The organism is Chryseobacterium sp. Marseille-Q8038 (assembly GCF_965111995.1).
Genome location: NZ_CBCOPN010000001.1, coordinates 2,133,486 through 2,157,866 on the forward strand (window position 1 = coordinate 2,133,486; position 24,381 = coordinate 2,157,866).

The 24,381-nt window shown below is 35.1% G+C and carries 19 protein-coding genes; 6 read left to right on the forward strand and 13 right to left on the reverse strand.

The window, feature by feature from the left end; genetic code table 11:
* The first annotated feature begins 256 nt into the window (after window positions 1-256).
* Window positions 257-1,798 (forward strand): membrane-binding protein, encoded by a 1,542-nt coding sequence (locus ACWPWS_RS09915; protein ID WP_454046367.1) that lies wholly within the window; start codon window positions 257-259, stop codon window positions 1,796-1,798.
* 177 nt (window positions 1,799-1,975) lie between these two features.
* Here ACWPWS_RS09915 and ACWPWS_RS09920 read toward each other — a convergent pair whose 3' ends face one another.
* Complete coding sequence (locus ACWPWS_RS09920) at window positions 1,976-4,717, reverse strand: fibronectin type III domain-containing protein (protein ID WP_454046368.1); 2,742 nt, start codon at window positions 4,715-4,717, stop codon at window positions 1,976-1,978.
* Between the two features lie 295 nt (window positions 4,718-5,012).
* Between ACWPWS_RS09920 and rplS the strand changes: the two genes are divergently transcribed.
* Window positions 5,013-5,369, forward strand: coding sequence for a 50S ribosomal protein L19 (rplS, locus tag ACWPWS_RS09925; RefSeq protein WP_002980648.1), 357 nt, complete (start codon window positions 5,013-5,015; stop codon window positions 5,367-5,369).
* Between the two features lie 70 nt (window positions 5,370-5,439).
* Here the strand turns inward: rplS and ACWPWS_RS09930 are convergent, their stop codons facing one another.
* Together ACWPWS_RS09930 and ACWPWS_RS09935 are read right to left on the reverse strand one after the other, a co-directional pair.
* A complete protein-coding gene (locus tag ACWPWS_RS09930; RefSeq protein WP_454046369.1) occupies window positions 5,440-5,907 on the reverse strand; it encodes an SRPBCC family protein in 468 nt (155 codons plus the stop codon).
* Between the two features lie 142 nt (window positions 5,908-6,049).
* Entirely contained in the window at window positions 6,050-6,832 is a 783-nt protein-coding gene (locus tag ACWPWS_RS09935) for an AraC family transcriptional regulator (RefSeq protein WP_454046370.1), read from the reverse strand.
* A 75-nt stretch (window positions 6,833-6,907) separates the two neighbouring features.
* Here ACWPWS_RS09935 and ACWPWS_RS09940 point away from each other — a divergent pair, with 75 nt between their 5' ends.
* Window positions 6,908-8,050 carry an MFS transporter gene (locus ACWPWS_RS09940; RefSeq protein WP_454046371.1) on the forward strand — a complete coding sequence of 381 codons (1,143 nt, stop codon included), beginning with the start codon at window positions 6,908-6,910 and terminating at the stop codon, window positions 8,048-8,050.
* Window positions 8,051-8,098: 48 nt separating this feature from the next.
* On the opposite strand, the gene ACWPWS_RS09945 is transcribed toward ACWPWS_RS09940, so the two are convergent.
* From ACWPWS_RS09945 to rpsA, 4 genes are all read right to left on the reverse strand, one after another.
* Window positions 8,099-9,091: an alpha/beta fold hydrolase gene (locus ACWPWS_RS09945; RefSeq protein WP_454046372.1), complete on the reverse strand. Its 993-nt coding sequence runs from the start codon at window positions 9,089-9,091 to the stop codon at window positions 8,099-8,101.
* 89 nt (window positions 9,092-9,180) lie between these two features.
* Window positions 9,181-10,158 carry an EamA family transporter gene (locus ACWPWS_RS09950; RefSeq protein ID WP_454046373.1) on the reverse strand — a complete coding sequence of 326 codons (978 nt, stop codon included), beginning with the start codon at window positions 10,156-10,158 and terminating at the stop codon, window positions 9,181-9,183.
* A 127-nt stretch (window positions 10,159-10,285) separates the two neighbouring features.
* A complete protein-coding gene (locus tag ACWPWS_RS09955; RefSeq protein ID WP_454046374.1) occupies window positions 10,286-12,913 on the reverse strand; it encodes a T9SS-dependent M36 family metallopeptidase in 2,628 nt (875 codons plus the stop codon).
* A 396-nt stretch (window positions 12,914-13,309) separates the two neighbouring features.
* The gene (rpsA, locus tag ACWPWS_RS09960; protein WP_149834761.1) at window positions 13,310-15,100 is read right to left on the reverse strand and encodes a 30S ribosomal protein S1; all 1,791 of its coding nucleotides are present in this window, start codon (window positions 15,098-15,100) and stop codon (window positions 13,310-13,312) included.
* 522 nt (window positions 15,101-15,622) lie between these two features.
* Here rpsA and ACWPWS_RS09965 point away from each other — a divergent pair.
* Window positions 15,623-16,930 carry a DEAD/DEAH box helicase gene (locus tag ACWPWS_RS09965; protein ID WP_209785303.1) on the forward strand — a complete coding sequence of 436 codons (1,308 nt, stop codon included), beginning with the start codon at window positions 15,623-15,625 and terminating at the stop codon, window positions 16,928-16,930.
* Window positions 16,931-17,141: 211 nt separating this feature from the next.
* On the opposite strand, the gene ACWPWS_RS09970 is transcribed toward ACWPWS_RS09965, so the two are convergent.
* Complete coding sequence (locus ACWPWS_RS09970; protein WP_309511486.1) at window positions 17,142-18,035, reverse strand: SMP-30/gluconolactonase/LRE family protein; 894 nt, start codon at window positions 18,033-18,035, stop codon at window positions 17,142-17,144.
* 254 nt (window positions 18,036-18,289) lie between these two features.
* On the opposite strand from ACWPWS_RS09970, the gene ccoG reads away from it, so the two are divergent.
* A complete protein-coding gene (gene ccoG, locus ACWPWS_RS09975) occupies window positions 18,290-19,732 on the forward strand; it encodes a cytochrome c oxidase accessory protein CcoG (protein WP_454046375.1) in 1,443 nt (480 codons plus the stop codon).
* 246 nt (window positions 19,733-19,978) lie between these two features.
* Here the strand turns inward: ccoG and ACWPWS_RS09980 are convergent, their stop codons facing one another.
* Complete coding sequence (locus tag ACWPWS_RS09980) at window positions 19,979-20,860, reverse strand: AraC family transcriptional regulator (RefSeq protein ID WP_454046376.1); 882 nt, start codon at window positions 20,858-20,860, stop codon at window positions 19,979-19,981.
* Window positions 20,861-21,071: 211 nt separating this feature from the next.
* Here ACWPWS_RS09980 and ACWPWS_RS09985 point away from each other — a divergent pair, with 211 nt between their 5' ends.
* Window positions 21,072-21,416, forward strand: a complete 345-nt coding sequence (locus ACWPWS_RS09985) for a MerR family transcriptional regulator (RefSeq protein WP_105683719.1) — start codon at window positions 21,072-21,074, stop codon at window positions 21,414-21,416.
* A gap of 462 nt (window positions 21,417-21,878) precedes the next feature.
* On the opposite strand, the gene ACWPWS_RS09990 is transcribed toward ACWPWS_RS09985, so the two are convergent.
* The 4 genes from ACWPWS_RS09990 to ACWPWS_RS10005 form a co-directional block, all read right to left on the reverse strand.
* Window positions 21,879-22,352, reverse strand: coding sequence for a hypothetical protein (locus ACWPWS_RS09990; protein ID WP_454046377.1), 474 nt, complete (start codon window positions 22,350-22,352; stop codon window positions 21,879-21,881).
* A gap of 373 nt (window positions 22,353-22,725) precedes the next feature.
* Window positions 22,726-23,316 (reverse strand): hypothetical protein, encoded by a 591-nt coding sequence (locus tag ACWPWS_RS09995; RefSeq protein ID WP_454046378.1) that lies wholly within the window; start codon window positions 23,314-23,316, stop codon window positions 22,726-22,728.
* A 68-nt stretch (window positions 23,317-23,384) separates the two neighbouring features.
* A complete protein-coding gene (locus ACWPWS_RS10000; protein ID WP_454046379.1) occupies window positions 23,385-23,909 on the reverse strand; it encodes a hypothetical protein in 525 nt (174 codons plus the stop codon).
* Between the two features lie 129 nt (window positions 23,910-24,038).
* On the reverse strand, window positions 24,039-24,287 hold the full coding sequence (locus tag ACWPWS_RS10005) for a hypothetical protein (protein ID WP_454046380.1): 249 nt from the start codon (window positions 24,285-24,287) through the stop codon (window positions 24,039-24,041).
* Between the last annotated feature and the right edge of the window lie 94 nt (window positions 24,288-24,381).

Consider the following 24,381-nt stretch of genomic DNA (forward strand, 5'->3'; position numbering starts at 1 on the left):
ACACTTATAACCACAATATTACTCTTAAAACCGAACAAGTCTGTTCGGTTTTTGCCTTATTTTTCATCAAATTGATTTATATTTGAAGTCTCAAAGCCGGAAATACAGTATATTTTATTGCTTTTGGATTTAAATTAAACACAATTTCAATGTAAAAATTATTCTATAGTAAATACTTACTACTTCTTTCCGGTATTTAATTTTCTACAGATACCATCACATTAATCATATATAAAATCAAACCTTAAACAAAAACATGAAAAAATTATTTACCTCAGCATTACTGGCATTGGTACTCAGTGTCAATGTATATGCACAGGAAAAAACTTACTTCGATGAAAACTGGGAAAAAACCACCCAGGAGAACATGGAATATTACCGTGAAACAACTCCTAAAGGAAAATTAACCCTTATCAAAGACTTCTACAAGGACGGAAAACTTCAAATGGAAGGACTGGCTTCTGACACCACTCCCAACAGTGAAATTTTTGATGGAAAAGTAACCTGGTATACCCCTGAAGGAAAAGTATTGAATTTTGCCACGTATTCTAATGGCCTGCAGGTGGGCCCAGCTCAGACTTATGATATAAAAGGAAGACTGACAGAGGATATTGTTTACAAAGCAGACGGAAATTTCTCAGGAAAGATGTTCAGCTATAAAGATGCCGAAGATGGAATTGATTTTAACATTCTGGTTGATTACGAAAACTCAACGCCTGTAAAAACAACCGTTTATGATGATGATATTAAAGGGATCAGAAATGAAACCATCATTGATAAGGACAGCAACACTGAAACAAAATATTACGGTGAAAAAGGAAAATATCTTGGCAGCAGTACTACTTCCGGTTCGGGTGAAAATATGATGGTCGATTATTATTCCAGTCCAATGAGGATTTCTAAGATAGAAAAATACAGAAAGGACGGCAGTGTAAAGGAAAGTGTTATCTATAGCAAAACCGGAAAGATCTTACAGGAACAGAAAATGAATAAAAAAGATGGCTATAAAACCACTTACGATGAGTCGGGTAAAAAAATAGGGCATCTGGTATACCAATATGATAAGGAAAATGATATTTATACTCCAATGGATGGGGATGACTATCAGCTGGCTTATGAATATTCACAGATTTCCTCTATTGATACTTATGAAAAAGGTTCAATAGTAACAAGTAAATCCTTTGATGAAAACGGAAAATTATCTTCGGAAAAAATATTAAAAGATGATCTTACACAGGAGATCAAATATTACAGTCCTGATGGAAAACTGAAATCTACATTAACATACAAAGATGGTATCCCTTATAATGGTACTACTTATGAAGGTTTTAGTGAAACAGTTTATAAGGAAGGTATCATCGTAAATATCAAAAACTTTTTTGAAGGTGATACTACGAAGCTGAGTTTTGAAAAAAAGCTGAACGCTAAACAAACAGGCTATGATGCAACTGTTTATGATACCAAAGGTACTCTTTTATATACATTCGCACAACCGATCAGTGAAGATGGGGAAGATTATTCCTTCACAGCACAAATCACACAGTATGTAAAAGGGAAGCCTGCGAATAAGTCTTCTGTAAAAGCAGGTGTTATTCAAAGTGGAAAAATCAGAATAAAAACATGGGATGGAGCTAAAGAACTTGAACGCAGCGGGAAATGGATCTTGTTAAAACTTTATAATATGGATGGGAAACTCATTCAGGAAACTAAAACACTGGCCGATGCTCAGGATGAAAATGCTTCTGCTGAAAACCAGACACTGATTAGTGAAGATGATCTGCACTATCTGTTTGACTAATTACCACATCTCTATATCAAAATATCAAAGGCGGTTTCAATTTTTTGGAATCGCTTTTTTATTTCTAACATCTACTTGAATAAGCTGATTTTATTTTTAACTGCCTGATTTATAAATAAAAAAAGAGACCGCTATTTCTAGCAGTCTCTAAAATTATAATTGTGTTTCGTTTACTTATTACTGAATAATCAGTTTTAAAGTAAATAGTTTTCTTCCGTGTACTTTTACAAAATAAACGCCAGCAGGAAGATTTTCATTCACCAAAGAAAAGCGTTGGTTATTGATATTTTTCGATACATACAGTAATTCTCCAGAAGCTGAGACCAATTCAATTTTTTCAATTGGGTAATCACTCTTTATGAAAGTAGGTTGTCCCGGTTTGGTTGGGTTTGGATACAGCACTACATTTTTCTCTGTACTTCTGGTTTCTTCAGTTCCTAAAGTGGGGGAAGCCACCTGGAACTGTACTCTGTTGGAAACCTCTGTATAGGAATCATTGGTAAACATTACCATATAATAGTTTCCTGGTGTTGCAGGCACAGCTGTTCCCTGGATTGTTTTTGTTCCCTGTGTTACTCCATCAAAATAAGTATAAGAAACAAAGTTGTCATCCGGTGTCTGAACACTTTGCGGATAAATTCCTAACCAGTCTTTAATGATTCCCGGAGAATCTGTCCATGAAGCAGTGATATTTTCTCCTAAAGTATACACTGGTTTATTGATCCATAGATCAGTAACGATGTCTCCTACTTTAAAGAATACCTTCTCCCCGATTCCGTTATATCCGTCTTCCAGTAAATATTGTGCATAATAATATCCTTTCGGAAGTCCTGTAAAATTCAAAGTTCCTGCTGCAGTTGTTACATAGCTCCATTTAATGGCAGCTGTAGTTCCCGGAGTCTGTCCCATTTTATAAATTCCGATCCAGTCTTTCTGTAAATTAGGTCCATTTGTAAAATTGATCACAACTGTTCCTCCTACAGGATAAGTATCAGCAGTAGCCTGAAGCTGTACTTTCGGTCCTACATAGAAATTTTTTCTTGCAGTGATTTCTGTATACCCTCCATTGGCGAAGAATCCTGCAAAATACTGACCTTTATTAGCTAAACCATTGTTGAAAGTAACGGTTCCTGCAGTCTGTCCATTCGTATAAATATATCCTTGTGAAGTGGTAGAAGCGGGAGTTTGCCCTTTTTTATAAATTCCTACCCAATCCTGCTGGTTACCAGGACCACCGGTATAAGTAGCCGTGATAGCTTCATTTTGAGCATATTCTGTTTTGTTTAACGTAAAAGTAGGATTTGAAACTACACTTCCTGTAATTTCGAACTGCTTCACATCACTCCAGTCGCTCCACTCAAGATTTCTGTCTCTGTAACGGGTTTTCACATAATAGATACCGTTTGGAATAGAGTTCGCAGCTAATGTTGCTTTTGTGATATCTACTCCGTCATTCAGGTTTTTGGTTTTATCCGGAGTTCCGTTTCCGTCTTTTCCGAACCAGTTTTCATAATCACGGTAGAACTCTTTTTCAATCACAGAAAAATTCGAGGTTTTACTGATCAGGAACTGTGTGGTGTTTAGCAATTCTCCGTTTGAAGATGAGAATGCACTTCCATTCAATGTCAATGGTAAAGTAGTAGTAGTACCCGTGAAATTGTTTGTGATGGATGGTTTTGCCGGTTTAGGCTGGTTTTTATATCTATGGAAAGAATCTACCAGTACATTGTTCTTCTTATTGTATACTCCACCGATAGAATAACATTCTATATCTACCTTTCCTGTCGGAATATCTACTTCCACGATCTGGTATGTCCAGTCTGTTAATGTTTTCTGAACATCATCAAAATCCTGCTCATTAGACATTCCCCAATACTGATCCCAGGCTGTTCCCCCTGAAATAATCTGATAATTTGGCGTATTTTTAAGCTGACCCCTGTGATATAAATGATGGTGAGCTCCTACATGCATTAAATATTTATCAGAAGTTACCAGAAGCGGTACTGCATTATCTCTTACCCATGTAGAAATATCTCCCACATATTGCTCAGCCTGATAAGGTCTATGGCTCAAAGAAATAATCCAGTCTACTGTAGAATCACTGTTTGCTGCAGTCAAGATTTGCTGAAGCCATGTCTGCTGAGCTGATCCTGTATGCTCAGAACTTAAACTCACAAACAAAACGTTACCAGCCTGCTGGGCATAATAATTTTCATTTCCTGAGCTTATCCCTTTATAACTAATTTCATCAATATAAAAGTGAGCATAATAAGAATTCATTCCTAAAGAACCGTACGTCTCATGGTTTCCTACCGTGGTCTGAATAGGAAGGTAAGGTGATAATTTGATATTCTTTTTAAAGTGAACATTTTCATAGTGATCCAATGTCCCTACGTCTACCTGATCACCTACCATAAAAGTAAGCGCAATATTATCAGAAGGATCTGAAGTAGCTCCAAACTTTTCTTTTAATTTCTTATAAGCATTCAAAGTAAGCGTGTCATACCTGGGTTCTGCTTTAATCTGGTTATCTCCCATGATAAGGAAACGGATTTTTCCATTGGTCGTTACCGCCTGCCCTGGCAAAGGAAGTGTTCTGAAATTGTAAACAGCAGACTCGCCGGTTCCCGTTTTTATCTTATAATAATATTTAGTATTCGGCTGAAGATTGGTGATCTTAGCCGTGTGATAATAGTAATTGTTGTTGTATCCCGTATCTGAAAAGATATTGGTAGTTCCTGTTACCGTTACATTCAGATTTGCCGGAGAATCTCCGTAGATCACTGTTGTTTCATTATTGGAGGCTGTTTTCCAATTGACGATCATAGAATTCGGAGTCGGGTTTTGTAAATAAGGAAACAAAACCTGCCCGAAAGCCATCTGGACCGCGAAACAAAAAAAGAAGAAATAATGTTTCATAATAGCTTTAGTTTTAAAATTAACATATAGTTTTAAGTTGTGAATCAGGAATTTAAAAAATCACTGTTCGGATTTTTTAGTTCGGGCAAAAGTAGAATTCCCATATAAACTCTGTCTGATGGTACTTTAAAGAAACCGTTAATTTTTTAGCAAAACCGGAACGAAAAAATTATAGTTTTTAGCACATTAATTATTTGGCGTATTCAAAAACTATTTTGTATATTTGCAACCTGTTATTCAACCTCTGACGAAGAACGTGTAAGTTGCTTAGCTTTAACATTTTATTTTATTAATAATGGATTTATTAAAGTACGTACAAGACAAGTACATTGCGAAAAAAGAATTCCCTGAATTCAAAGCAGGTGATACAATTACTGTGTATTACGAAATTAAAGAAGGACAAAAGACAAGAACTCAGTTCTTCAAAGGAACAGTTATCCAATTAAGAGGTACTGGTTCTACAAAAACTTTCACTATCAGAAAAATGAGTGGTGATGTAGGTGTAGAAAGAGTATTCCCTATTAACATGCCTGCACTTCAAAAAATCGAAGTTGATAGAAGAGGTAGAGTTAGAAGAGCTAGAATTTACTACTTCAGAGACCTTAGAGGTAAAAAAGCAAGAATCAAAGACGCTGCTTACAAGAAGAAATAATTCAGACAACAATACATACAAAAAGAGGCTGTTTACTTATAAACAGTCTCTTTTTTGTTTAAATATTTTTTTACTTTCTGTATGGAGTTCCTTCTCCGGTTTCCAGAAACTTTGTCAAACTGCCGAGAAACTGCCGCCAGCCATTTGAGCAGATCTCATAACATTCAATATCCGGATTCAGGCCGATATGGGTAAGCATCAGTACACTACTTTTTTCCTTTTGTTCCATTTCCCAGACGATCGTTGTGCCAATCCATTCTGTCTGATTTTTTAATTCAGGAAGAGCAATCAGTGAATCTTCAACAGACCACACAATTTTTGTATTGTGAGTTAATTCCTTTACCCGCATTGTTTTGTGAATTTGGTCTCCAAATCTTATAGTGAAAAGATTTCCAGCCTCCGAAGATGAACCTTCAAACAATTCAGTCCACCACAGAGGAATTTCCTGGGTCAGCGCATGATAAATTCTATCTACAGTACTGTTGACCTTAATTTCATGTATATAATCCTCAACATTATTGGTATTAATTGTTTTCATAAAATATTGTATTAGGTAGTACAATTTTATGACATTTACTGCAAATCAGGCTTTTCATAGGACAAGAAATAGAGTATCACATCAAGACAAGGTTTAAAATCTTGACAGGGTTCACAATCGTACTTTTATCAGCTGCAAAAAACTACTCATTCTTCATAAGATACTGCAAAGGGGTTGAGCCTGTATGTTTTTTGAAAAATTCAATAAAAGCGCTGTCAGATGAAAAGTCTAAAATATGCGACACCTCTCCTATTGAATTGCCTTCCACCAAAAGCTCAATCGATCGCTGCAGCCGCCATTGCTGCCTCCATTCCTGATAAGACAGTCCGGTTTCCTTTTTAAAGATACGGCTGATTGTTTTCTCTACTGCTCCGGTTTTTTCTGCAAGATCTTTCAACATGGGTGGTATAGACTTGCGCAGTGTCCATTCTTCAACTGTTTTTTTAAAACGTCTGTCCTGAGGCATTTTAAGTTCCAGTTTTTCTTCCGGAGCCATACTCATTTCGTCCCAGAATACTTTTAAAAGATTCATTTGATTATTACCCAAATCCGACCACTCCCAAAAACAAATTCTTTCTATAATCTCTTTTAGCAAAGCGTTTACATGAAGAACCTTCAGATCAGAGGTCATATATTTTTTTGAATAATTTTCATCAAAATAAATTGATCTATAGGCTACAACATTCCGAAAATTGACCCGATGAACCTCATGAGCAGGAATCCAAAGCATACGGAACGGAGGAAGAACCAACTGTTTATCAGAAGTAGTAACCGTCATACAGCCAGAGGGAGCATACAACAGTTGAGCCTTCGTTTTATGATAATGAAAGCCAGAATCATGCATCACCATATCAGAGGCTATTCCTATTACTTTCTCCTGAATAGAATCTGCATTAAATTCTTCATTTTGCTTCAGTATGGCCATGTCCTATTTTTGATATTTTTTGTTTTTATATCATTATAAATATACCTTGTTTTTTTGGAAACTTTGCAGAAAAAAATGAAAAAGACAAATCCTATCTGGCTGTTGACATTGCTTGTAATGCTTCCGCAATTTGTAGAAACCATTTACAGCCCTGTTTTACCGATGGTACAGCAACAGTTCGGAGTAAAAGAAGAAGCTGTTACTCTGACGATCAGCTTATATTTTATAGCATTTGCCCTGGGCGTGGCATTTTGGGGTGTACAGTGTGACAGAATTGGAAGAAAAAGGTCATTGGAATATGGTCTCATCACCTATGGAATCGGAACCTTGGCGGCAGTTTTTGCACCTAACTTTATGATTCTTCTTGGTGCCAGAATTATGTCAGCATTTGGAATTTCTGTAGGGTCTATTGTGACACAAACTATTTTAAGAGACAGCTACGACAAAGATAATATCAGCAAAGTATTTTCCTGGATTGGAATTGGTTTATCCATAAGCCCTGTGGTAGGAATGATTACCGGTTCGGTATTAGCTTCTTCTGTGGGGCATCAGGGAGTATTTATAACATTATGTTTGCTGGGAATATTATTCTTCACTCTTTCAAAACAAAAAATTTCTGAAACCCATCATTCAGTAAAAGAAATTAATGCAGGTACTTTAATCAATTTATTAAAGAGAATGCTTCATGATAAAGCAATTATCAGATGTTGCTTATTAATCATGAGTTTTAATGTCCTGTTGTTTTCATATTATTCACTGGCTCCTTTTATCTTTAAGAAATACCATTATTCCTCTTATGTTTTTGGATATAGCAGTGTTATACTGGCATGTGGAACATTCGCCGGGGCAAAACTCAACAGATCCCTGATATTGAAGAATATACAACCTAAATATTTAGTTAAAGCAAGTACATTTTCAGCATTTGTCGCTTCTATTTTCGTATGGATTCTGTCAAGCACAGGAATTTATTTTTTAATTCCTTATTTTTTCATTGTAATGGCCTTTAGCATTGCGATTCCAAACATCCTGAGTACAGCCTTAATGAATTATAAAAATGAAACAGGAAGTGCAGGTGCTTTATTAGGACTGATTTATTATGTTCTGATAGGCTCCGGGCTCGTAAGTATTGGCTTTATACAGAATCTGGGAATTTCATGTATACTGTTTTCAGGTATAGGAGTTTGTACCTTATTGTTCTTTGAAAATAAGAAACATTAAGTTTAACTATTTTTTATTAAACTTAATGTTTCAACTATTTTTATTCTTCTACTGTATAAAACTGTACAATGCTTCAAAAAATTTCGGATATACTTCTATATGAGGAAGATGACCTACATGATCAATCTCTACCAGCTTTGAACCTGAAATTTCACGCTGGGTTTTCTTTCCCAATTCCTGATATTGCCCCATTTTCGGTTGAAGTTCCTTTGGTGCTCTGTCTTTTCCTATAGCTGTTCTGTCTCTTGTTCCAATGATAAGCAATGTAGGAACGCTGATATTTTTAAATTCATAACATACAGGCTGGTTGTAAATCATATCTGAGGTAAGTGCTGCATCCCAGGCTACCTGAGGATACTCTTTATGAAGGGTCCATCCGGCAATTAAATCAAGCCAGGGTTGATATTCTTCTTTCCATTTGTTGTCATAATAGAATTTCAGCTGATAGTTTTTATAAGTTTCGGCTGTATTTTTCAGTTCAGCCTGATACGCCTGATCAATGGTCTGATAAGCTGCAAAAGTCTTATAATCTTCCAGTCCAATCGGATTCTCAAGAATCAGTTTTTGTACTTTCTCAGGATACAGTAATGTAAACCGGGTCGCTACCATTCCTCCCATGGAATGCCCCAAAACGATAGCTTTGTCTATTTTCAATTCATCAAGAATTCCTTTTGTATTTTCAGCCAGCTGTGAAAAGGAAAACTGGTAATCATGAGGTTTCGAAGACTTTCCAAATCCTATCTGATCAGGAATTACCACTCTGAATCCTTTAGCAGAAAGGTCTTTTGCCGTTCTTTCCCAATAAGCCCCGTTAAAATTTTTCCCATGAAGAAGCATGATTACTTTTCCATTGGATTTCTGTGGCTGTACATCCATATATGCCATTTTCAAATCTTGCCCCTGAGATTTGAGTGTAAGAAAATGAACTTCATAAGGATATTGATAATCGGAAAGCATTGCATCCAGAGGTTTTACCTGCGAAAACATAAAACCTGAGACCGTCAAAGTAAAAACAGTCATTATATTTCTGAAATATTTCATGAAACTTTTATTTAAAGATTAAAATTAAAAAAACCGCTCCAAAAGGAACGGTTTCAACTGGTATTTTTAATTAAATATTTTTTAGACAACTATGCCATCGAAATTTCTTTTCCTTTTTTTGAAGGTAAATTCATTAAAACGATAGCAAAAAGAATAAGGACAATCCCTACCCACTGGATAAGGAATACTTTTTCTCCCAGTAACACAAAAGCCATGGTTACGGAAACCGGAAGCTCCAGTGATGAAACGATACTTCCCAACCCTAATCCTGCATTTGGAAATCCAACATTGAACAGAATTGGCGGAATAATTGTTCCAAAAAGAGCCAGAACAAATCCATACGTGAGAAATATTGAATAATTAAATGAGTGGATATGTTCTGTATTATCTGTAAAATTCAGGTATAATGATTTTAATCCATCAAAATACATGGGTCCTATCTGGGCAAAGAATAAAAATGCAAATACCACTACTGAACCTCCTGCCAGCATAATAATACTCTTCCTGAAAACCGGAAGATGGGTTGCCAGCGTATTGGACGTAAACATTGTAAGGGTATATGAAGCAGCTGCCATCAGTCCCCAGAAAACTCCATGCCAGTCCAGTTCTATTTCCATATTGATAAGATTCGTTGCCAGAACGGTTCCCAGCAATACAATAACTACAGAAACAACTTTCCTCGCGTTGGGCAGTTTTCTTGTGATCATACTTTCCACCACTACACTGAACCATACCGACTGCATTAATAATACAATGGCAATCGATACATTGATATATTGTACCGCAATATAATAGAACAAACTTGTTCCTCCCAAAGAAGTTCCTGCAAGCAAGAGCATTCTTACTTCTTTAGAATTGGGCATCGATAATTTCTGTTTTGAGGTTAGGGTTTGAATAAGATTAAGGATCAAAAGCCCTGTCAAACCTAATACGAATTGGGAAGTAGTTACTTCTGAGGTTGTAAAACCATCATGGTAAGCCATTTTCACAAAAGTGGCCAACATACCGTATATACTAGCTCCAATCCCTACAAATAAAACACCTTTTAGTATATTTTTCTTCTTCATAATTTTTTTAACAGCCTGCAAAGGTACGACATATAAATTAAATCATTCTGAAGTGTACTACTGATAGATAAATAAAATCGCCACAAGCAAGCTTGTGGCGATTTTTTAAATTGATTATAAAAGTAAATTATTTTTTAACCATTACTTTCGAAGCAGCTTCGAAACCTAGTCCTTTGATTTTAACCATATAAGTTCCGTTAACAAGATTGCTTGTCGAAATTGCTTTTTTAGCATCTGGTGAGATTTTATCTTCTGTAGAAACCAGTTTTCCAGACATATCATAAAGTTCTACACTTACTTTTCCAAGGGTATTGCTTGGGAATTTAATATAAAACTCATCCTTAGCAGGGTTTGGATAGATAGAAATATCCTTGTTCTTATTTGCATTTACATCATTGGTAGCCAATAAACATGTTTCCGGTACATTAAAGTCCTGAACCTGATCATTAATATTGTTCTTCACTCCTGCTGAAGCATTCACTCCTAAACCTCTTCTTGCGAAAACGCCCCAGATCATACATTTATCAACCCCCGCAGTTGTTGCCAACTCTGCAGCCAATATTGCATTTCTTCCTTCAATAAAGCTAGGGTTACAACCCTGAAGTTTCAGAGCGTCTGTTACCAACTGTAATACTTTTGTACTTCCGTTTGGAGTTGTGGATAATACATCTGAAGAATAACCATATTTTTCAACATATTTCCAGTGAAGATCCCATAGCATCGTTGCCCAGACAAAACCGATAGAGTGTACATCCGGAACCACTGCTGATCCGTTATTGTATTCCATTCCGTTAGTATCTCCGTAGGTAAATCCGTTAACAGCAAGGCTTGTAGAATATTTTGCAGGTCTGATACCAGCTCCTGTTATTGCCTGACCTAATGCATAAGTACCTGTACCTCTTGCTACCGTAGCATTATCGCCTGCTTTATTAGTTAACATTAACGCGAAGAAATCAGACCATCCTTCTCCCATTTGTTCTTTGCTCACTCCTGAATTCAGACAGTTGTATCCTGTACCAGTCATTCTATTGGATATTCCGTGACCATATTCGTGAGTTACGATTCCGTTATCAAAACTTCCGTCAGGAGTCATATTTCCTTTTAAGGTAACGTTTACTGTAGTACTTGCTGCAAGCTGAGTTTTGATATATTCCCCTTCTGCATTGTTAATAAGTACTGAAGAAATCGTAATTGTAGGATCATTACCCGCCATATTTCCTATCGTAGCACCATTTGCAACGTTATTATATACAATAGCCGCTTTAGCACCTGCATCCTGAAGGTTTTTCACTTTAACAGCAAAGGAACATGTTCCTCTTTCAACCAGTCCTATTTTATTAGTCAATGAACTTGCAGGCAATGCTGTACAACCATCCAAAACTGATGAAAGTGCTACATCTCCTGTTATTCCGTTCATAGGTAATGGAGCACCAAACTGTGCAGTTCCGGCTCCCGGTGTACGGGAAACAGCCGCTGTAGGTGCATTATAATAAAATACTCTTCCCACCGGAGACCAAAGGTACATCTGCATTTTGCCATTATAACCATCCTGTCCTGACGAGAAATTCGCGTTATTTAATCCGCTTCCATCCTGCGCTTCAGCATATACAGAGTCATCATCTCCTCCTACAGGTCCATTACCAAAGTTGTTCTGCTGGAAATTTCTTGCAGATTCTGTAAATCCGAATTTATAGAAAACATCATGAATTCTATTATTCAGATAAAATAAATTCGTAATGGCAGCATTCCTGTTGTTTAATGGAGTTTCATTAATATTAAAAGGGAAATCAAAATTTCTTGTTGCTCCACCATCTGCCGGAGCTCCTGTAAGATAATCAGGTGCTGTTAAAGCTGTTCCTGCAGCATCTTCATAGGCAAAAACATTGTTTCCTCTGGTAACAGTATAATGATTAGTTCCGTCAGAATGCCATCCTTCAGGGGAAGCACTCAGAATCCAAGGATTCGTAATGACTGATCTTGAACCAAAAGTAGGTGCTTCAATAGGCAATGGAAATACATTATATGATGCATTATCCGGTAAAAGCAATGGAATATTATTCTGTGCTATGTTATTTTGAGGACCAACTAATGTATTTTCAAAATGATCCGCATGGCTGTATTCAGTATCGGAACCATAAGCATCATGATGGAAATTACAAGACAATGTCAGGTTACTTTTCAAAAGGATATTTCCATTGTTGGCATCTACTAAAATATTCCAGAAATTCGGAGATTTTGGCTCATTCAAAGTATATTCATATGCCAGACGAAGGTTCCCGCTCTCATCATTCATATACACCAGTCTTTGATTGGCTGATGTAGCTTTCTTTTGCGTCTTTTCAAGATATTCAAGAATGGTGAAGTTCGCAATATCAGGGTTTTTAAGATCTTCAGCAATTTTTTGAAGCGCTGTATTTTTATTAATTGCAGCTGTACCAGATGTAGAGGTAGTATAATCTTTTACAAAATTATCTGTGTAGTAAACAATTTTATTGTCCTGAATCAATGCTGTTCCTACAGAGCTGTATACAGGTAAACCTTTATACGTCTGTAAAAATTTAACAACATTACCATTCAATGATTTTGAAGGATCTACATTATCAACAATGATATTATTCAGATCAGACTTTTTATATTCCCTTATTTTATTTTGAGAAATATAATCCTTAATCAGTTTTTCATTATCCTGTCCGAACAATATTGTCGGAAACGCAGAAAATACTGCAAATAAAAGTGGTAAAGCTTTGTTTTTCATATCCATTATTAAAGGCGCTAATCTACAAATAATTCACATAACTTCATTACTTTTTTTGACAAAAATAAAAATATAAATAAATACCAATAGAAAAGATAAATTCAAAACTGTTTTACATATTTCTCAATCAACACAACCCTATATTATATTTGTGTTTGTCTTATTATGTTTACCTCGTTTTTTGCTTTTTAAAGTTTAAATATTTCGTTAAACCTATCTGGTAATTTATATAAACTCCCGATCTACAACTCATTCAATTTTAATGTTTTTTTAATATTTCATAAAAGAAACTTTTTTAATTTCACTGCTTTAAAAGGTATCTGATTATCATATACTATAGACCCATAAAAAAAGCCGCTCAAATGAGCGGCTCCTTATCTATAAATGGTTCAAAGATTATTTACCTTCTTCCATTTTTCTTTTCAACTCTGCTAATGCATCGATGTCTCCAAGAGTAGATCTTTCTTCGTTGTTAGAAGAAGAAGATACGTTTCTAGAAGAAGATTCTTTAACGTTTTTCTTTTCTTCGTCTCTGAAGATACCTGTGTGAGATACTACTACTCTCTTGAATTCTTTGTTGAATTCGATTACTTTGAATTGAGCATCTTCACCTTTTTTGATTTTAGATCCATCTTCTTTCTCTAATAATCTTGAAGGACAGAAAGCTTCAACCTCAGCATCTTCGAATTGAACAGAAGCTCCTTTATCGTGAACTTCTACAGCTTTACCAGCGTGGATAGTTCCTTCAGCATATTTAGTTTCGAATTTATCCCATGGGTTTTCAGTCAATTGCTTGTGACCTAGAGATAATCTTCTAGCTTGGATATCTAATTCAAGAACTACAACGTCTAATTTATCACCTACTGCGCAGAACTCAGATGGGTGCTTGATTTTCTTAGTCCAAGAAAGATCAGAGATGTAGATTAATCCGTCGATACCTTCTTCTAACTCTACGAATACACCAAAGTTAGTGAAGTTTCTTACCGTTCCTACATGCTGAGATCCTACAGGATACTTAGCTTCGATGTTTTCCCATGGATCTTTAGACAATTGCTTGATACCAAGAGAAATTTTTCTTTCTTCTCTATCTAAAGTTAATACTTCAGCTTCTACTTCATCACCTACTTTTACGAAATCTCCAGCAGATCTTAAGTGAGTAGACCAAGACATTTCAGAAACGTGGATTAATCCTTCAACACCTGGAGCGATTTCTACGAATGCACCATAGTCAGCAAGAACTACTACTTTTCCTTTTACTTTGTCACCTACTTTCAAGTCAGCAGAAAGAGCATCCCAAGGATGAGCTTCTAATTGCTTCATACCTAATTGGATTCTTGTTTTCTCATCATCGAAATCAAGGATTACAACTTTCACAGTCTGTCCGTCTTCTAGGATTTCAGATGGGTGGTTCACTCTAGACCAAGAAAGGTCTGTAATGTGGATCAATCCATCAACACCTCCTAAGTCAATGAATACACCGTAAGAAGTAATATTCTTAACAGTACCTTCAAGAACCTGACCTTTTTCAAGCTGAGCGATGATTTCTTTTTTCTGACCTTCGATATCTGCTTCGATCAATGCTTTGTGAGATACAACTACGTTTTTGAACTCAGGGTTGATTTTCACAACTTTGAACTCCATAGTTTTTCCTACGAACTGATCGTAATCTTTAATTGGCTTAACGTCAATTTGAGAACCAGGTAAGAATGCTTCGATTCCGTGAACGTCAACGATCATACCACCTTTAGTTCTAGATTTAACAAAACCGTTAACGATTTCTCCAGTTTCGTGAAGTTCGTTTACTTTATCCCAAGCTTTAAGCGTTCTAGCTTTTCTGTGAGATAACTGTAATTGTCCAGTTTTGTCTTCTCTCTTGTCAACCATTACTTCTACCTCGTCACCTACTTTAAGGCCTTGGTTGTAACGGAATTCGTTTAGAGAGATAACACCTTCTGATTTGAAGTTGATGTCTACGATAGCTTCTTTATCAGTTAATCTTACAACTTTACCAACTAAAACGTCGTTATCGTCTAGGTTGTTTAAAGATCCGTTGTAGATTTCTTCTAAATCGCTTTTTTCTTTTCTCGCATCTGCATCAAGACCTGATTCGAATGAATCCCAATCAAATTGTTCTGGTGCTACGTTTTGGTTTAATAAAACCTCTGCTGAATTTGTCTCTTTTGACATTTTCTAATAAAATTTGTATTCCTTCTTTTTTAATGGTTTGAATAAATGCGGATTAAAAAATACGGAAGTAATTAATTGTAAGTAATTTACCTATCAAACCTTTTCGCCACAAAAGTGGGTGCAAAGATATGAATTTTATTTAAAATAAGCAATAGATTTCAGCACGCTAATATTTAACTTATGTATTTAAAAATCAACACCTTCATTAAAAGAATGCTTCAACTGCGCTCAGCATGACATTCTAATACCAACGGTCTTAAATTTAGAATGAAGCAATATATGTTGTCTTGTGAGCATACACTGAAAGTTTACGAACGCAGTTCACGAATCATCTACAATAGATAGAAAACAAAATGAGATTCTTCATTTCGCTACGCTTCATTCAGAATGACTGTAACAAATTAATGAGCAATGTTTTTCTATCCTCTCAAACTCTTCTACTATAAAATATAACCACTCCAGAACTCTCAAATCCTCAAACTCTCCCACATATCCCCCGCTTAAATTCATTACCTTTGCAGCATGGAATTACAGCCGATCTATCAAAAACTGCAGATTCAGGATATGAATCAGATGCAGAAATCTACTTATAAAGCATCCGAAAACAATACAGACATTGTTTTACTCTCTCCTACAGGATCCGGGAAAACGCTTGCCTTTTTATTTCCTGTTTTGAGAAATCTGAAAAAAAATGTTCAGGGAGTTCAGGCATTGATATTGGTTCCTGCCAGAGAACTTGCTTTGCAGATTGAACAAGTTTTTAAATCGATGGGAACAGATTTTAAAGTTTCTGTCTGCTATGGAGGGCATGATAAAAAAATCGAGGTTAATAATTTAATTGAAGCTCCTGCTGTATTGATTGGAACTCCCGGAAGAGTTGTTTACCACTTAAGAAATAATAACTTTGATCCGAAAACAATTAAAACCTTAGTTCTTGATGAATTCGACAAAGCTCTGGAACTGGGTTTCCATGATGATATGGAATTTATTTCCCACTCTTTACAAGGACTTTCTCAAAGAATTTTAACTTCCGCCACTGCCATGGATGAAATTCCGGCCTTTACGGGATTAAAAGATGAAAAAGTAATCAGTTTCCTTAAAGAAAATGATATAAAACCAGATCTTCAGCTGAGAAAGGTAATGACTATTTCTGAGGAAAAACTGGATACCCTTTTTAATCTGGTTTGTAAAATCGGAAATAAGAGAACTTTAATTTTCTGTAATCACCGTGATGCTGTAGACCGCATCTCTGAGCTTCTTCATCAGATGGGAATTGACAGGGAGACCTTTCATGGTGGTATGGAACAGGATGAAAGAGAACGTGCTTTGCTAAAATTCAGAAATGATTCTGCAAGGATTCTTATTACCACAGATCTGGCTGCCCGCGGACTTGATATTCCTGAGGTAGAATCTATTGTTCATTATCAGCTTCCGCCAAAAGAAGATGCCTTCATCCACAGAAACGGACGTACAGCAAGAATGAACGCCAAAGGTTTTGTATATCTGATTATGACTGAGGAGGAAAATTTCCCATTCATTAAAAGTAATACTCCCGAAGAAAGTGTTGCCGGATTTACTAAAGTTCCGCAAAAAACACCTTTCCAGACCGTTTACATCAGTGCAGGGAAAAAGGATAAGGTGAATAAAGTGGATATTGTAGGGTATTTACTCAAGAAAGGAGAACTGCAGAAAGAAGATGTGGGAATTATTGAGGTAAAAGATACTACTTCTTATGTTGCTGTTTCCAGAAATAAAGTAAATGCTCTTTTAAGAAAACTTCAGAATGAAAAACTGAAAGGAAAGAAAGTGAAAATGGAAGTTGCTTATTAAACCACAAAAGTTTTTTTAAGTTGATACTTTGTGTATATAAAGTTCACATAAGCTTGTGAAAATTTTCAAAGATAAAGTAATTACCCGTGTGAGAATTCCCCTCCTCCGGAGGGGTGGCGAAAATTCAGAGAATTTTTGACGGGGTGGTTTCAACAAACATAAAAAGAGCTCTGAAATTTCAGAGCTCTTTTATTATAAAGATATCACAATCTTATTTTATTCCTCTCACCCTTGTCGGAAAAGTATATACAGATTTTGAAGCAGTAATGAAGAGTATGTTATTATTTTTCCCACCGAAAGTGACATTGGATGTCCATTTTTCAGGGATAGAAATATGATAAATCTTCTTTCCTAAACGGCTAAAAACATGAACGCCATCTCCTGTCAGATAAAGATTCCCGTGTTTATCCAGCTCCATTCCGTCTGATCCCATTTCACAGAACAGTTTTTTCTCAGACAATTTCCCTTCACCAAGTATATCATACACATACGTTTTACCGGCATCAATATCAGAAATATACAATTTCTTTAATTTTTCACTTCCTACAATTCCGTTGGGTTGTGTGAAAGTATCCAGCTTAGTAACTTTTCCTGTTTTATCTCTGTAATAAAGACTTTTATGCTGAATTTCCTGTTTAAACCCAATCCAATAGTCTCTTTCGTACAAAGGATCTGTAAAGTACATTCCTCCCAATTCATCATTCCAGACATCATTAGGGCCGTTCAGTCTTTTTCCTTCAAACCCTTTAAGCAACACTTCTACTTTTTTATCTTTTGAAATTTTCCAGATTTCCCCCTGATCATCAGAACAGGTAATCAAATACCCGTCTTTGTCAAAGTGGGTTCCGTTTGCTCTTCCTGTTTTATCTAAGAATTCTATCACCTGATTGCTTTTCCAGTCCCAATAATAGATCTTATCATTAGGCTGATCGGTAAAGTAAACATTTCCCTCTTTATCTGCTGATGGTCCTTCGGTGAAACTGAACTTATCGGAAACCATTTCCGGCTGTACTCCTTCATAAAACATTTTACTATAATTTACTGATTGGCAGTTTACCAATGCGAAAACCAAACCAATCATACTTATTTTAAAGATATTCTTCATACTTCATTTTTAAGACTGCAATTTACGATATGAGCAAAAGGTTTCAAAATATTTTCTCACTTTGATACAATAAAAATCACAAATACAAAATGTCTCAATTGTCCTATTTTGGAAGTAGATCATATTAGTAACAAAAAGATATATTCCAGAGCTTTGTAGTAAGAGAATCGATCACTTTTTTCAGGGAAATAATCAATGGAAAATAAGGTCGATTAGGATGAAAATTGTACCAAAATACTTTATAGCATACAACAATGAGCGCAGAGTCCAACAATATCAAGTCTTTGGAAATTGAAAATGAAGATTTCAGAAATTCAGTGGGAACTATGGATGAATCCGGAAAAAGAAAGTGGATTTTTCCCAGAAAGCCCAAAGGAAAATATACCAATTACAGGAATTACACCAGCTATCTTCTTCTTGCTTTATTTTTTGGGTTGCCATTTGTAAAGATTAACAATAATCCTTTTCTTCTCATTAACGTCATCGACAGAAAGTTTTTTATCCTTGGACAGCCTTTCTACCTGCAGGACTTTTTTATTCTTGCTTTGGGAGCGGTAACTTCAGTGATTTTTGTGATGTTGTTTACTGTTGTTTTCGGAAGAATATTTTGTGGATGGCTGTGTCCCCAGACTCTTTTTATGGAAATGGTTTTTCGTAAAATCGAATACTGGATCGAAGGTGACCGAAATAAACAGATGAAGCTTGACAGACAGGAATGGGATGCTGAAAAAATCCGAAAAAGAGTGACGAAATGGTCCGTATTTCTTTTTATTTCCCTACTCTGCTCTACTTTCATGTTCATGTATATTGTAGGCTATGAACAGGTTTTCCAGATTATGCTGGAAGGACCTTCAGAACATCCATTAAAGTTTATTACGATGATCTTTTTTACGATGACATTCTATTTTGTTTTTGCATGGCTTCGTGAACAGGTTTGTACCCTGGTTTGTCCTTACGGAAGACTGCAAGGCGTATTGATTGACAAACAGACCATCAATGTATATTATGACTTTAAAAGAGGTGAAGGCCGCGCAAAATGGAGAAATAACGAAGACAGGAAAGCAGCAGGAAAAGGAGACTGTATCGACTGTAACCAATGTGTTGTGGTATGTCCTACAGGAATTGATATCAGAAACGGACAGCAATTGGAATGTGTAAACTGTACAGCATGTATCGATGCCTGTGATGAAGTGATGGAAAAGGTAGGTCTGCCTAAAGGATTGGTACGCTATGCCACGGAAGCTGAGATTGAAAATCAGGATAAATTCCGATTCACTCCAAGAATGAAAGCCACCACCGTTATTTTAGCGCTGCTTATCGGATTCCTTGGATTTTTAATGTACGACCGTGGTTCTATGGAAGCCAAATTCATTAAGCCGGCAGGTTCTACGTTTTTCATTAAAAATGGTAAAATCACCAATACTTTTATTTATACTCTTCTGAATAAATCAAATGAGAAAAAGACGCTTACCATCAAAGTTATCACTCCCAACCATGCAGAAATCACTTATTTCGGTTCTGAAAAAATCATTTTGAAAGGAGATCAGATCCTGAAAGGAAACATCAACATTTCCTTCCCTGAAGAAGAAATTAAGTTCTCAAAACAAAATATGGTCATCGGAGTTTTTGATGAAAAAGGGAAACTGATAGATTCGTTTGAAACAACGTTTGAAGGACCATTTAAATTAGCTTTATAGGTGGCGGATGACAGGTTGCAGGTGGCGGGTGTTAGGTTGCAGGGATTAGGGATTAGAGATACTACTCAACAGATATCAATGGTGAGTTTTGCTTCGCAAGTGAATCGTGAATTTGGATGGGAAGTCATAAACAAGATAATGATCGTCTAAACAAAACGAGTAACCCCCAACTCGCAACAAAAACAACCAGCAACATTAAACTTTAAACCTTGAACCTTAAACCTTGAACTTTAAACTTTAAACTCATTAAGCCTTATATTTCCTCATGAACTGAGTAGGAGTCATTCCGGAGCTTTTCCGGAATACTCTTACAAAGTAGGAATATTCTTCGTATCCTAATCGAAAAGCTATCTCCACCAGACTTTCGTCCAGGTACATCAGCATTCTTTTAGCCTCCAGTACTACCCTTTCTGTAATCACATCCGTGGCCGTTTTCTGAACAACAGTCTGGGCAATTCTATTCAGATGCTTGGAGGAAATACCTAATAAAGAGGCATAATAAGTAATTGATTTATGTTTGGTAAAATTCTGCTCCATCAGATTTTCAAAATCCTGATAATGTTTAAAATAAGAGAGTCCGGCAGCTGATGCCAGTGTATCAAAGTCTTTTGAAAACAACCGGGCAGCATTAATGAAAATCTGGGACATCAATGATAAAATAAGACCTTCTTTCATTATATTTTTAGCCCGATGTTCTTTTCCCAGTTCCTGAAATAAGCTGCTGTTTTTCTTCAATTCCAAAGCATCCAACTGAAGTTTTCTTGGAAAAGATACAGATCCGAAAAAGGGAAAATTTCTGAGCTTCTGATTTACATAATGCATTTCGTAAAACTCCTGAGAACAAAAGAAAATATAGCCATCAATATCCTCCGAAAGTTCCCAGCTGTGAATCTGCCCCGGTGAAAGAAAGAAAAGACTGCCCTCCGAAACTTCATATTTCTGAAAATCAATTTCATGTACTCCTGATCCTTTGGTAAAAAGAACCGCAGCATAAAAATCATGTCGGTGTGGTTTTTCAATATGACGATGTCCCACCACCAAATGATTCTTCATCGTGTTAAAATAAAAATCTGAAGTATTTTTACCCGCCTGGAAAAGATCGATATGAAGAACGGAGATCGGATTCATTATTATATAGGTATCATAAGAAATCACAAATTTAGATAAAAAAGAACTGGTATATGATGACTCTTCCTATCTGTTAACACAAATACCTGTTATTTTATAGCAATTTCACTCTTATAAATTTTCTTTGAAACAAAGTCTGACTGTACTTTTTACAATATATTTTGGATGAAACTTTAAAAAATTTTTATCTTTGAGGTTTAGGAGTCGTAAAATGAAAATAAATTTACCTGATAAACTGTATTATTCTATAGGAGAAGTTGCGAAAGCATTTGATGTAAACACTTCATTAATACGTTACTGGGAACAGGAATTCCCTATTATCAAGCCTAAAAAAAACAGAAAAGGAAACCGTTATTTCACTCCTGAAGACATCAAAAACCTTCAGATGATCTACCATCTGGTAAAAGAAAAAGGATATACCCTGGACGGAGCCCGTATCGCCTTAACCACAAACAGTAAAATTTCCGAAACCATCACCCTGATTGACCGCCTGGAATTCGTAAAAGCCGAATTGATTAAGCTGAAAGAATCTTTGGGAGAAAGGGATGGTGAATAAATTTTTTTGAACATACAATAACCTCCGCTGCAATGAATTGCAGCGGAGGTTTTATTTACATTCTATCAGGAAATACGATCACCAGCTATTTTCACAACGTACTATACCCCCTTACCTAACCCCCTCCCCCCCCTTGGGTAAGGGGGTATACCCAGTTGCATAAGGGGCTGAAGGGAGTTGCATAACGGTCTCTAACCCCTTTGACAAAGGGTATAGGGGCTTATGGAACGGGCTATAGACAGTTGACTAAGAGGCTGGAGCGACTTCTGAACTGGCTAGAGCCCCTTGATGAGGTGGGTGGAGAGGCTTGTTAAAGTGGTGAGAGGGACTTATCTAAGGGGCTGGAGGGTGTTTATAAGTGGTTCACAGCAGTACAAGGGCTTTTCTACAGCAAAACTACTGCTTGTGGACATGAGCGAGATGCTCGTACTCGCGCCAGCGGGGAGAAGATTTGAAAATATCCTATTGGCTTCTATTACAGTCACTCTCTATAAAAATCTGAGCCCTATTAAAATCTAGAATGAATTTCCTATCTACAAAATAGAGCATTCTTTCATCAATGGGTGATTGCCTGCCTTTCTTTAAATTAGATATATCTTGATTTGTCTTCTCAAAAAAAGAATCGAAAAAATTAATAATCTGCTTATCTTTTTCATTATTCAAATCAAAGATTATTAAAGAGCCTTTATAATTATAAGTCTTAATCCTGTTAGAGAGATTATCATTATAATTCATTTTTGCAAAGCCGAAAAGATATTGATTATTACATTTTTTAATTAAGCTAATTTCAAAAAAGGCAAACTCCTTTTCAGTAATTATTTTTTCAATATAATTATAAAACTCCTTCTTTTCGTGAGTCTGAGCAGAACATCCAAAATTCAATAAAAAAACAGATACTAAGAGAATTCTTTTAATCTTTTTTAAATTTTCCTTCATAAGCCTTAATTATTTGAGAGCTATTATATATAACAGTTGTATTGTGTGCCGGCACATAAATGAAATTCCCTTACCGACGTAAACGTCTCCCTTTGTCCTATAAGCAAAATCATGAAGTTTATATATAACTATTCTGAAAATTCAACCACAGATTAAGATTCTACAGATTGAAGCAAAGCAGGTTGTCATCCAAAATTTAAAAGTAGTAAAACTTATAGTATAAACAAACCCCTGCATTTGTGCAAGGGTTGTTATTTATTCTAGAGTAGACACGAACGAGACACTCGCTCCAGCGGGGCTATTGAATAGGGTTTATTCTGTTAACTAAAAGCCATATAATTTATACAAGTAAATACATTACCTAAAATTTATATTATTTTTTAATATCTATTAATTCTCCACCTTCATAAAGTTGATACAATTTTAATGAAGAAAATTTGTTTAAAAACTTTTTAAATTCTCGAGGATTAGCAATTTCAGCGTCAATCATTTTTCCACTAAGCTCAGTAATTTTATATTCTTTATTTATACCAATAGTCCAAACCTTAGTATTTTCGTCCACTCTACCAGAATAAGTTTCCTGATTTAATATTTCAGTATTATTTTCTTCATCAACTTTAAAATTTAATGATTTAAAATATTCTTGACATTTACTTGTTGAATTAAAACCACAAAAAACAATAATATTATTGTTTTGAAAAGTAAACCATTTATAAATAACGGTATTTTTATAAAGTTTAAAGTCTTTGTTTAATGTTTCTATATATAGACCACTTTTATTAGAAGTTGAATCTGAAAATACGCTTATGGCTATATTATCTCCATATTTAAAAGGTCGTTTTAAAGTATCTTTCACATAAAGTTTCATTACTTCGTTCGTTATTTTGCCTAATTTTTCAACTTTATTTTGTGCAGAATATTGAGAAAATATCAAAAATGATATTAAAATTATTAATTTTTCCATTTTTATTACTTTTTATGATAACCATTCTTGATTGAAGTAACTTCCCCTTGCTTGCGCGAGCGTCCCGCTCAATCATTAAGTTTATATATAGCTATTATGATCAATTTTTGATATTTTTTTAATTCCTTCCATCCCATATTATAATAATTAATATCTTGAATCAGTCTTTTGAAAAAGATTGATTCATAATTACTATTTTTCATACATATATAATCAAGTGGAAATCTCCTTTCTATAAAGGATTCATTATTTCTAACCTGATACATGAGCATAACTCCATCAGTTACTATACATTTATCTATTCCATCATCGTCTTTAACCGGATCTTGTAACCAAATATTATTTTCATAATTTATTTTTTTTGCAGAAATTATTTTTCCTTTATTTAAATTATAAACAATTATATTATTATTTGTATAACTCCACATATATGAGGATTCAAAATTCAGTGAACCTAATGTGAAAATATTTCCATTTTTATTGTATAATGAATTGTAGAGTTGTTTGTTTTTTGAAATAACATCATTAGATGTATACCTTGTTTGGCAAGAGAAGAGTGATATTATACACATAAAAACATATATATATTTCATATTCTAACATTTAAAATATTAATTTATAACGATCCTGAAATCTAAAGTTTTTATTCTTTATAGCACGAGTGAGATGTTGCGCCAGCAAGGGGTAATATGCTAACAAAAATATTTACTCAAACTTAATATTTAGATTTCCAATACAGTCCATAAATTTTTTTGATTTTCTTTTTTAAAATAAGGAATATCTTTTACACCATCTTTAATATCATTATAATTTATCCTGATAGCTCCGTAGCTATTAAATTGCTTACCAAGCATGTAATAATTTTTGGTAAAAACAATTGGTTTTGGGGTAAGCTCATCAACTTCCAAACATTTTTTCAATTCATCTAACTTATTTTCTATTACTAATTGATATCTATAATATTCATTCAAATTGTTCTTTTTAAAGTCTTCTATTGATTTCTTTTTCGTATAAAATATAAAATTGCCATTTTTTACTTTTTTGTACGAAAGACTGTCAATTCTC

What these genes read in the sequence shown, in the direction of transcription:
- ACWPWS_RS09915 (WP_454046367.1), top strand. Translation starts at nt 257, where the DNA reads ATGAAAAAATTATTTACCTCAGCATTACTGGCATTGGTACTCAGTGTC.
- ACWPWS_RS09920 (WP_454046368.1), bottom strand. Translation starts at nt 4,717, where the DNA reads ATGAAACATTATTTCTTCTTTTTTTGTTTCGCGGTCCAGATGGCTTTC.
- rplS (WP_002980648.1), top strand. Translation starts at nt 5,013, where the DNA reads ATGGATTTATTAAAGTACGTACAAGACAAGTACATTGCGAAAAAAGAA.
- ACWPWS_RS09930 (WP_454046369.1), bottom strand. Translation starts at nt 5,907, where the DNA reads ATGAAAACAATTAATACCAATAATGTTGAGGATTATATACATGAAATT.
- ACWPWS_RS09935 (WP_454046370.1), bottom strand. Translation starts at nt 6,832, where the DNA reads ATGGCCATACTGAAGCAAAATGAAGAATTTAATGCAGATTCTATTCAG.
- ACWPWS_RS09940 (WP_454046371.1), top strand. Translation starts at nt 6,908, where the DNA reads ATGAAAAAGACAAATCCTATCTGGCTGTTGACATTGCTTGTAATGCTT.
- ACWPWS_RS09945 (WP_454046372.1), bottom strand. Translation starts at nt 9,091, where the DNA reads ATGAAATATTTCAGAAATATAATGACTGTTTTTACTTTGACGGTCTCA.
- ACWPWS_RS09950 (WP_454046373.1), bottom strand. Translation starts at nt 10,158, where the DNA reads ATGAAGAAGAAAAATATACTAAAAGGTGTTTTATTTGTAGGGATTGGA.
- ACWPWS_RS09955 (WP_454046374.1), bottom strand. Translation starts at nt 12,913, where the DNA reads ATGAAAAACAAAGCTTTACCACTTTTATTTGCAGTATTTTCTGCGTTT.
- rpsA (WP_149834761.1), bottom strand. Translation starts at nt 15,100, where the DNA reads ATGTCAAAAGAGACAAATTCAGCAGAGGTTTTATTAAACCAAAACGTA.
- ACWPWS_RS09965 (WP_209785303.1), top strand. Translation starts at nt 15,623, where the DNA reads ATGGAATTACAGCCGATCTATCAAAAACTGCAGATTCAGGATATGAAT.
- ACWPWS_RS09970 (WP_309511486.1), bottom strand. Translation starts at nt 18,035, where the DNA reads ATGAAGAATATCTTTAAAATAAGTATGATTGGTTTGGTTTTCGCATTG.
- ccoG (WP_454046375.1), top strand. Translation starts at nt 18,290, where the DNA reads ATGAGCGCAGAGTCCAACAATATCAAGTCTTTGGAAATTGAAAATGAA.
- ACWPWS_RS09980 (WP_454046376.1), bottom strand. Translation starts at nt 20,860, where the DNA reads ATGAATCCGATCTCCGTTCTTCATATCGATCTTTTCCAGGCGGGTAAA.
- ACWPWS_RS09985 (WP_105683719.1), top strand. Translation starts at nt 21,072, where the DNA reads ATGAAAATAAATTTACCTGATAAACTGTATTATTCTATAGGAGAAGTT.
- ACWPWS_RS09990 (WP_454046377.1), bottom strand. Translation starts at nt 22,352, where the DNA reads ATGAAGGAAAATTTAAAAAAGATTAAAAGAATTCTCTTAGTATCTGTT.
- ACWPWS_RS09995 (WP_454046378.1), bottom strand. Translation starts at nt 23,316, where the DNA reads ATGGAAAAATTAATAATTTTAATATCATTTTTGATATTTTCTCAATAT.
- ACWPWS_RS10000 (WP_454046379.1), bottom strand. Translation starts at nt 23,909, where the DNA reads ATGAAATATATATATGTTTTTATGTGTATAATATCACTCTTCTCTTGC.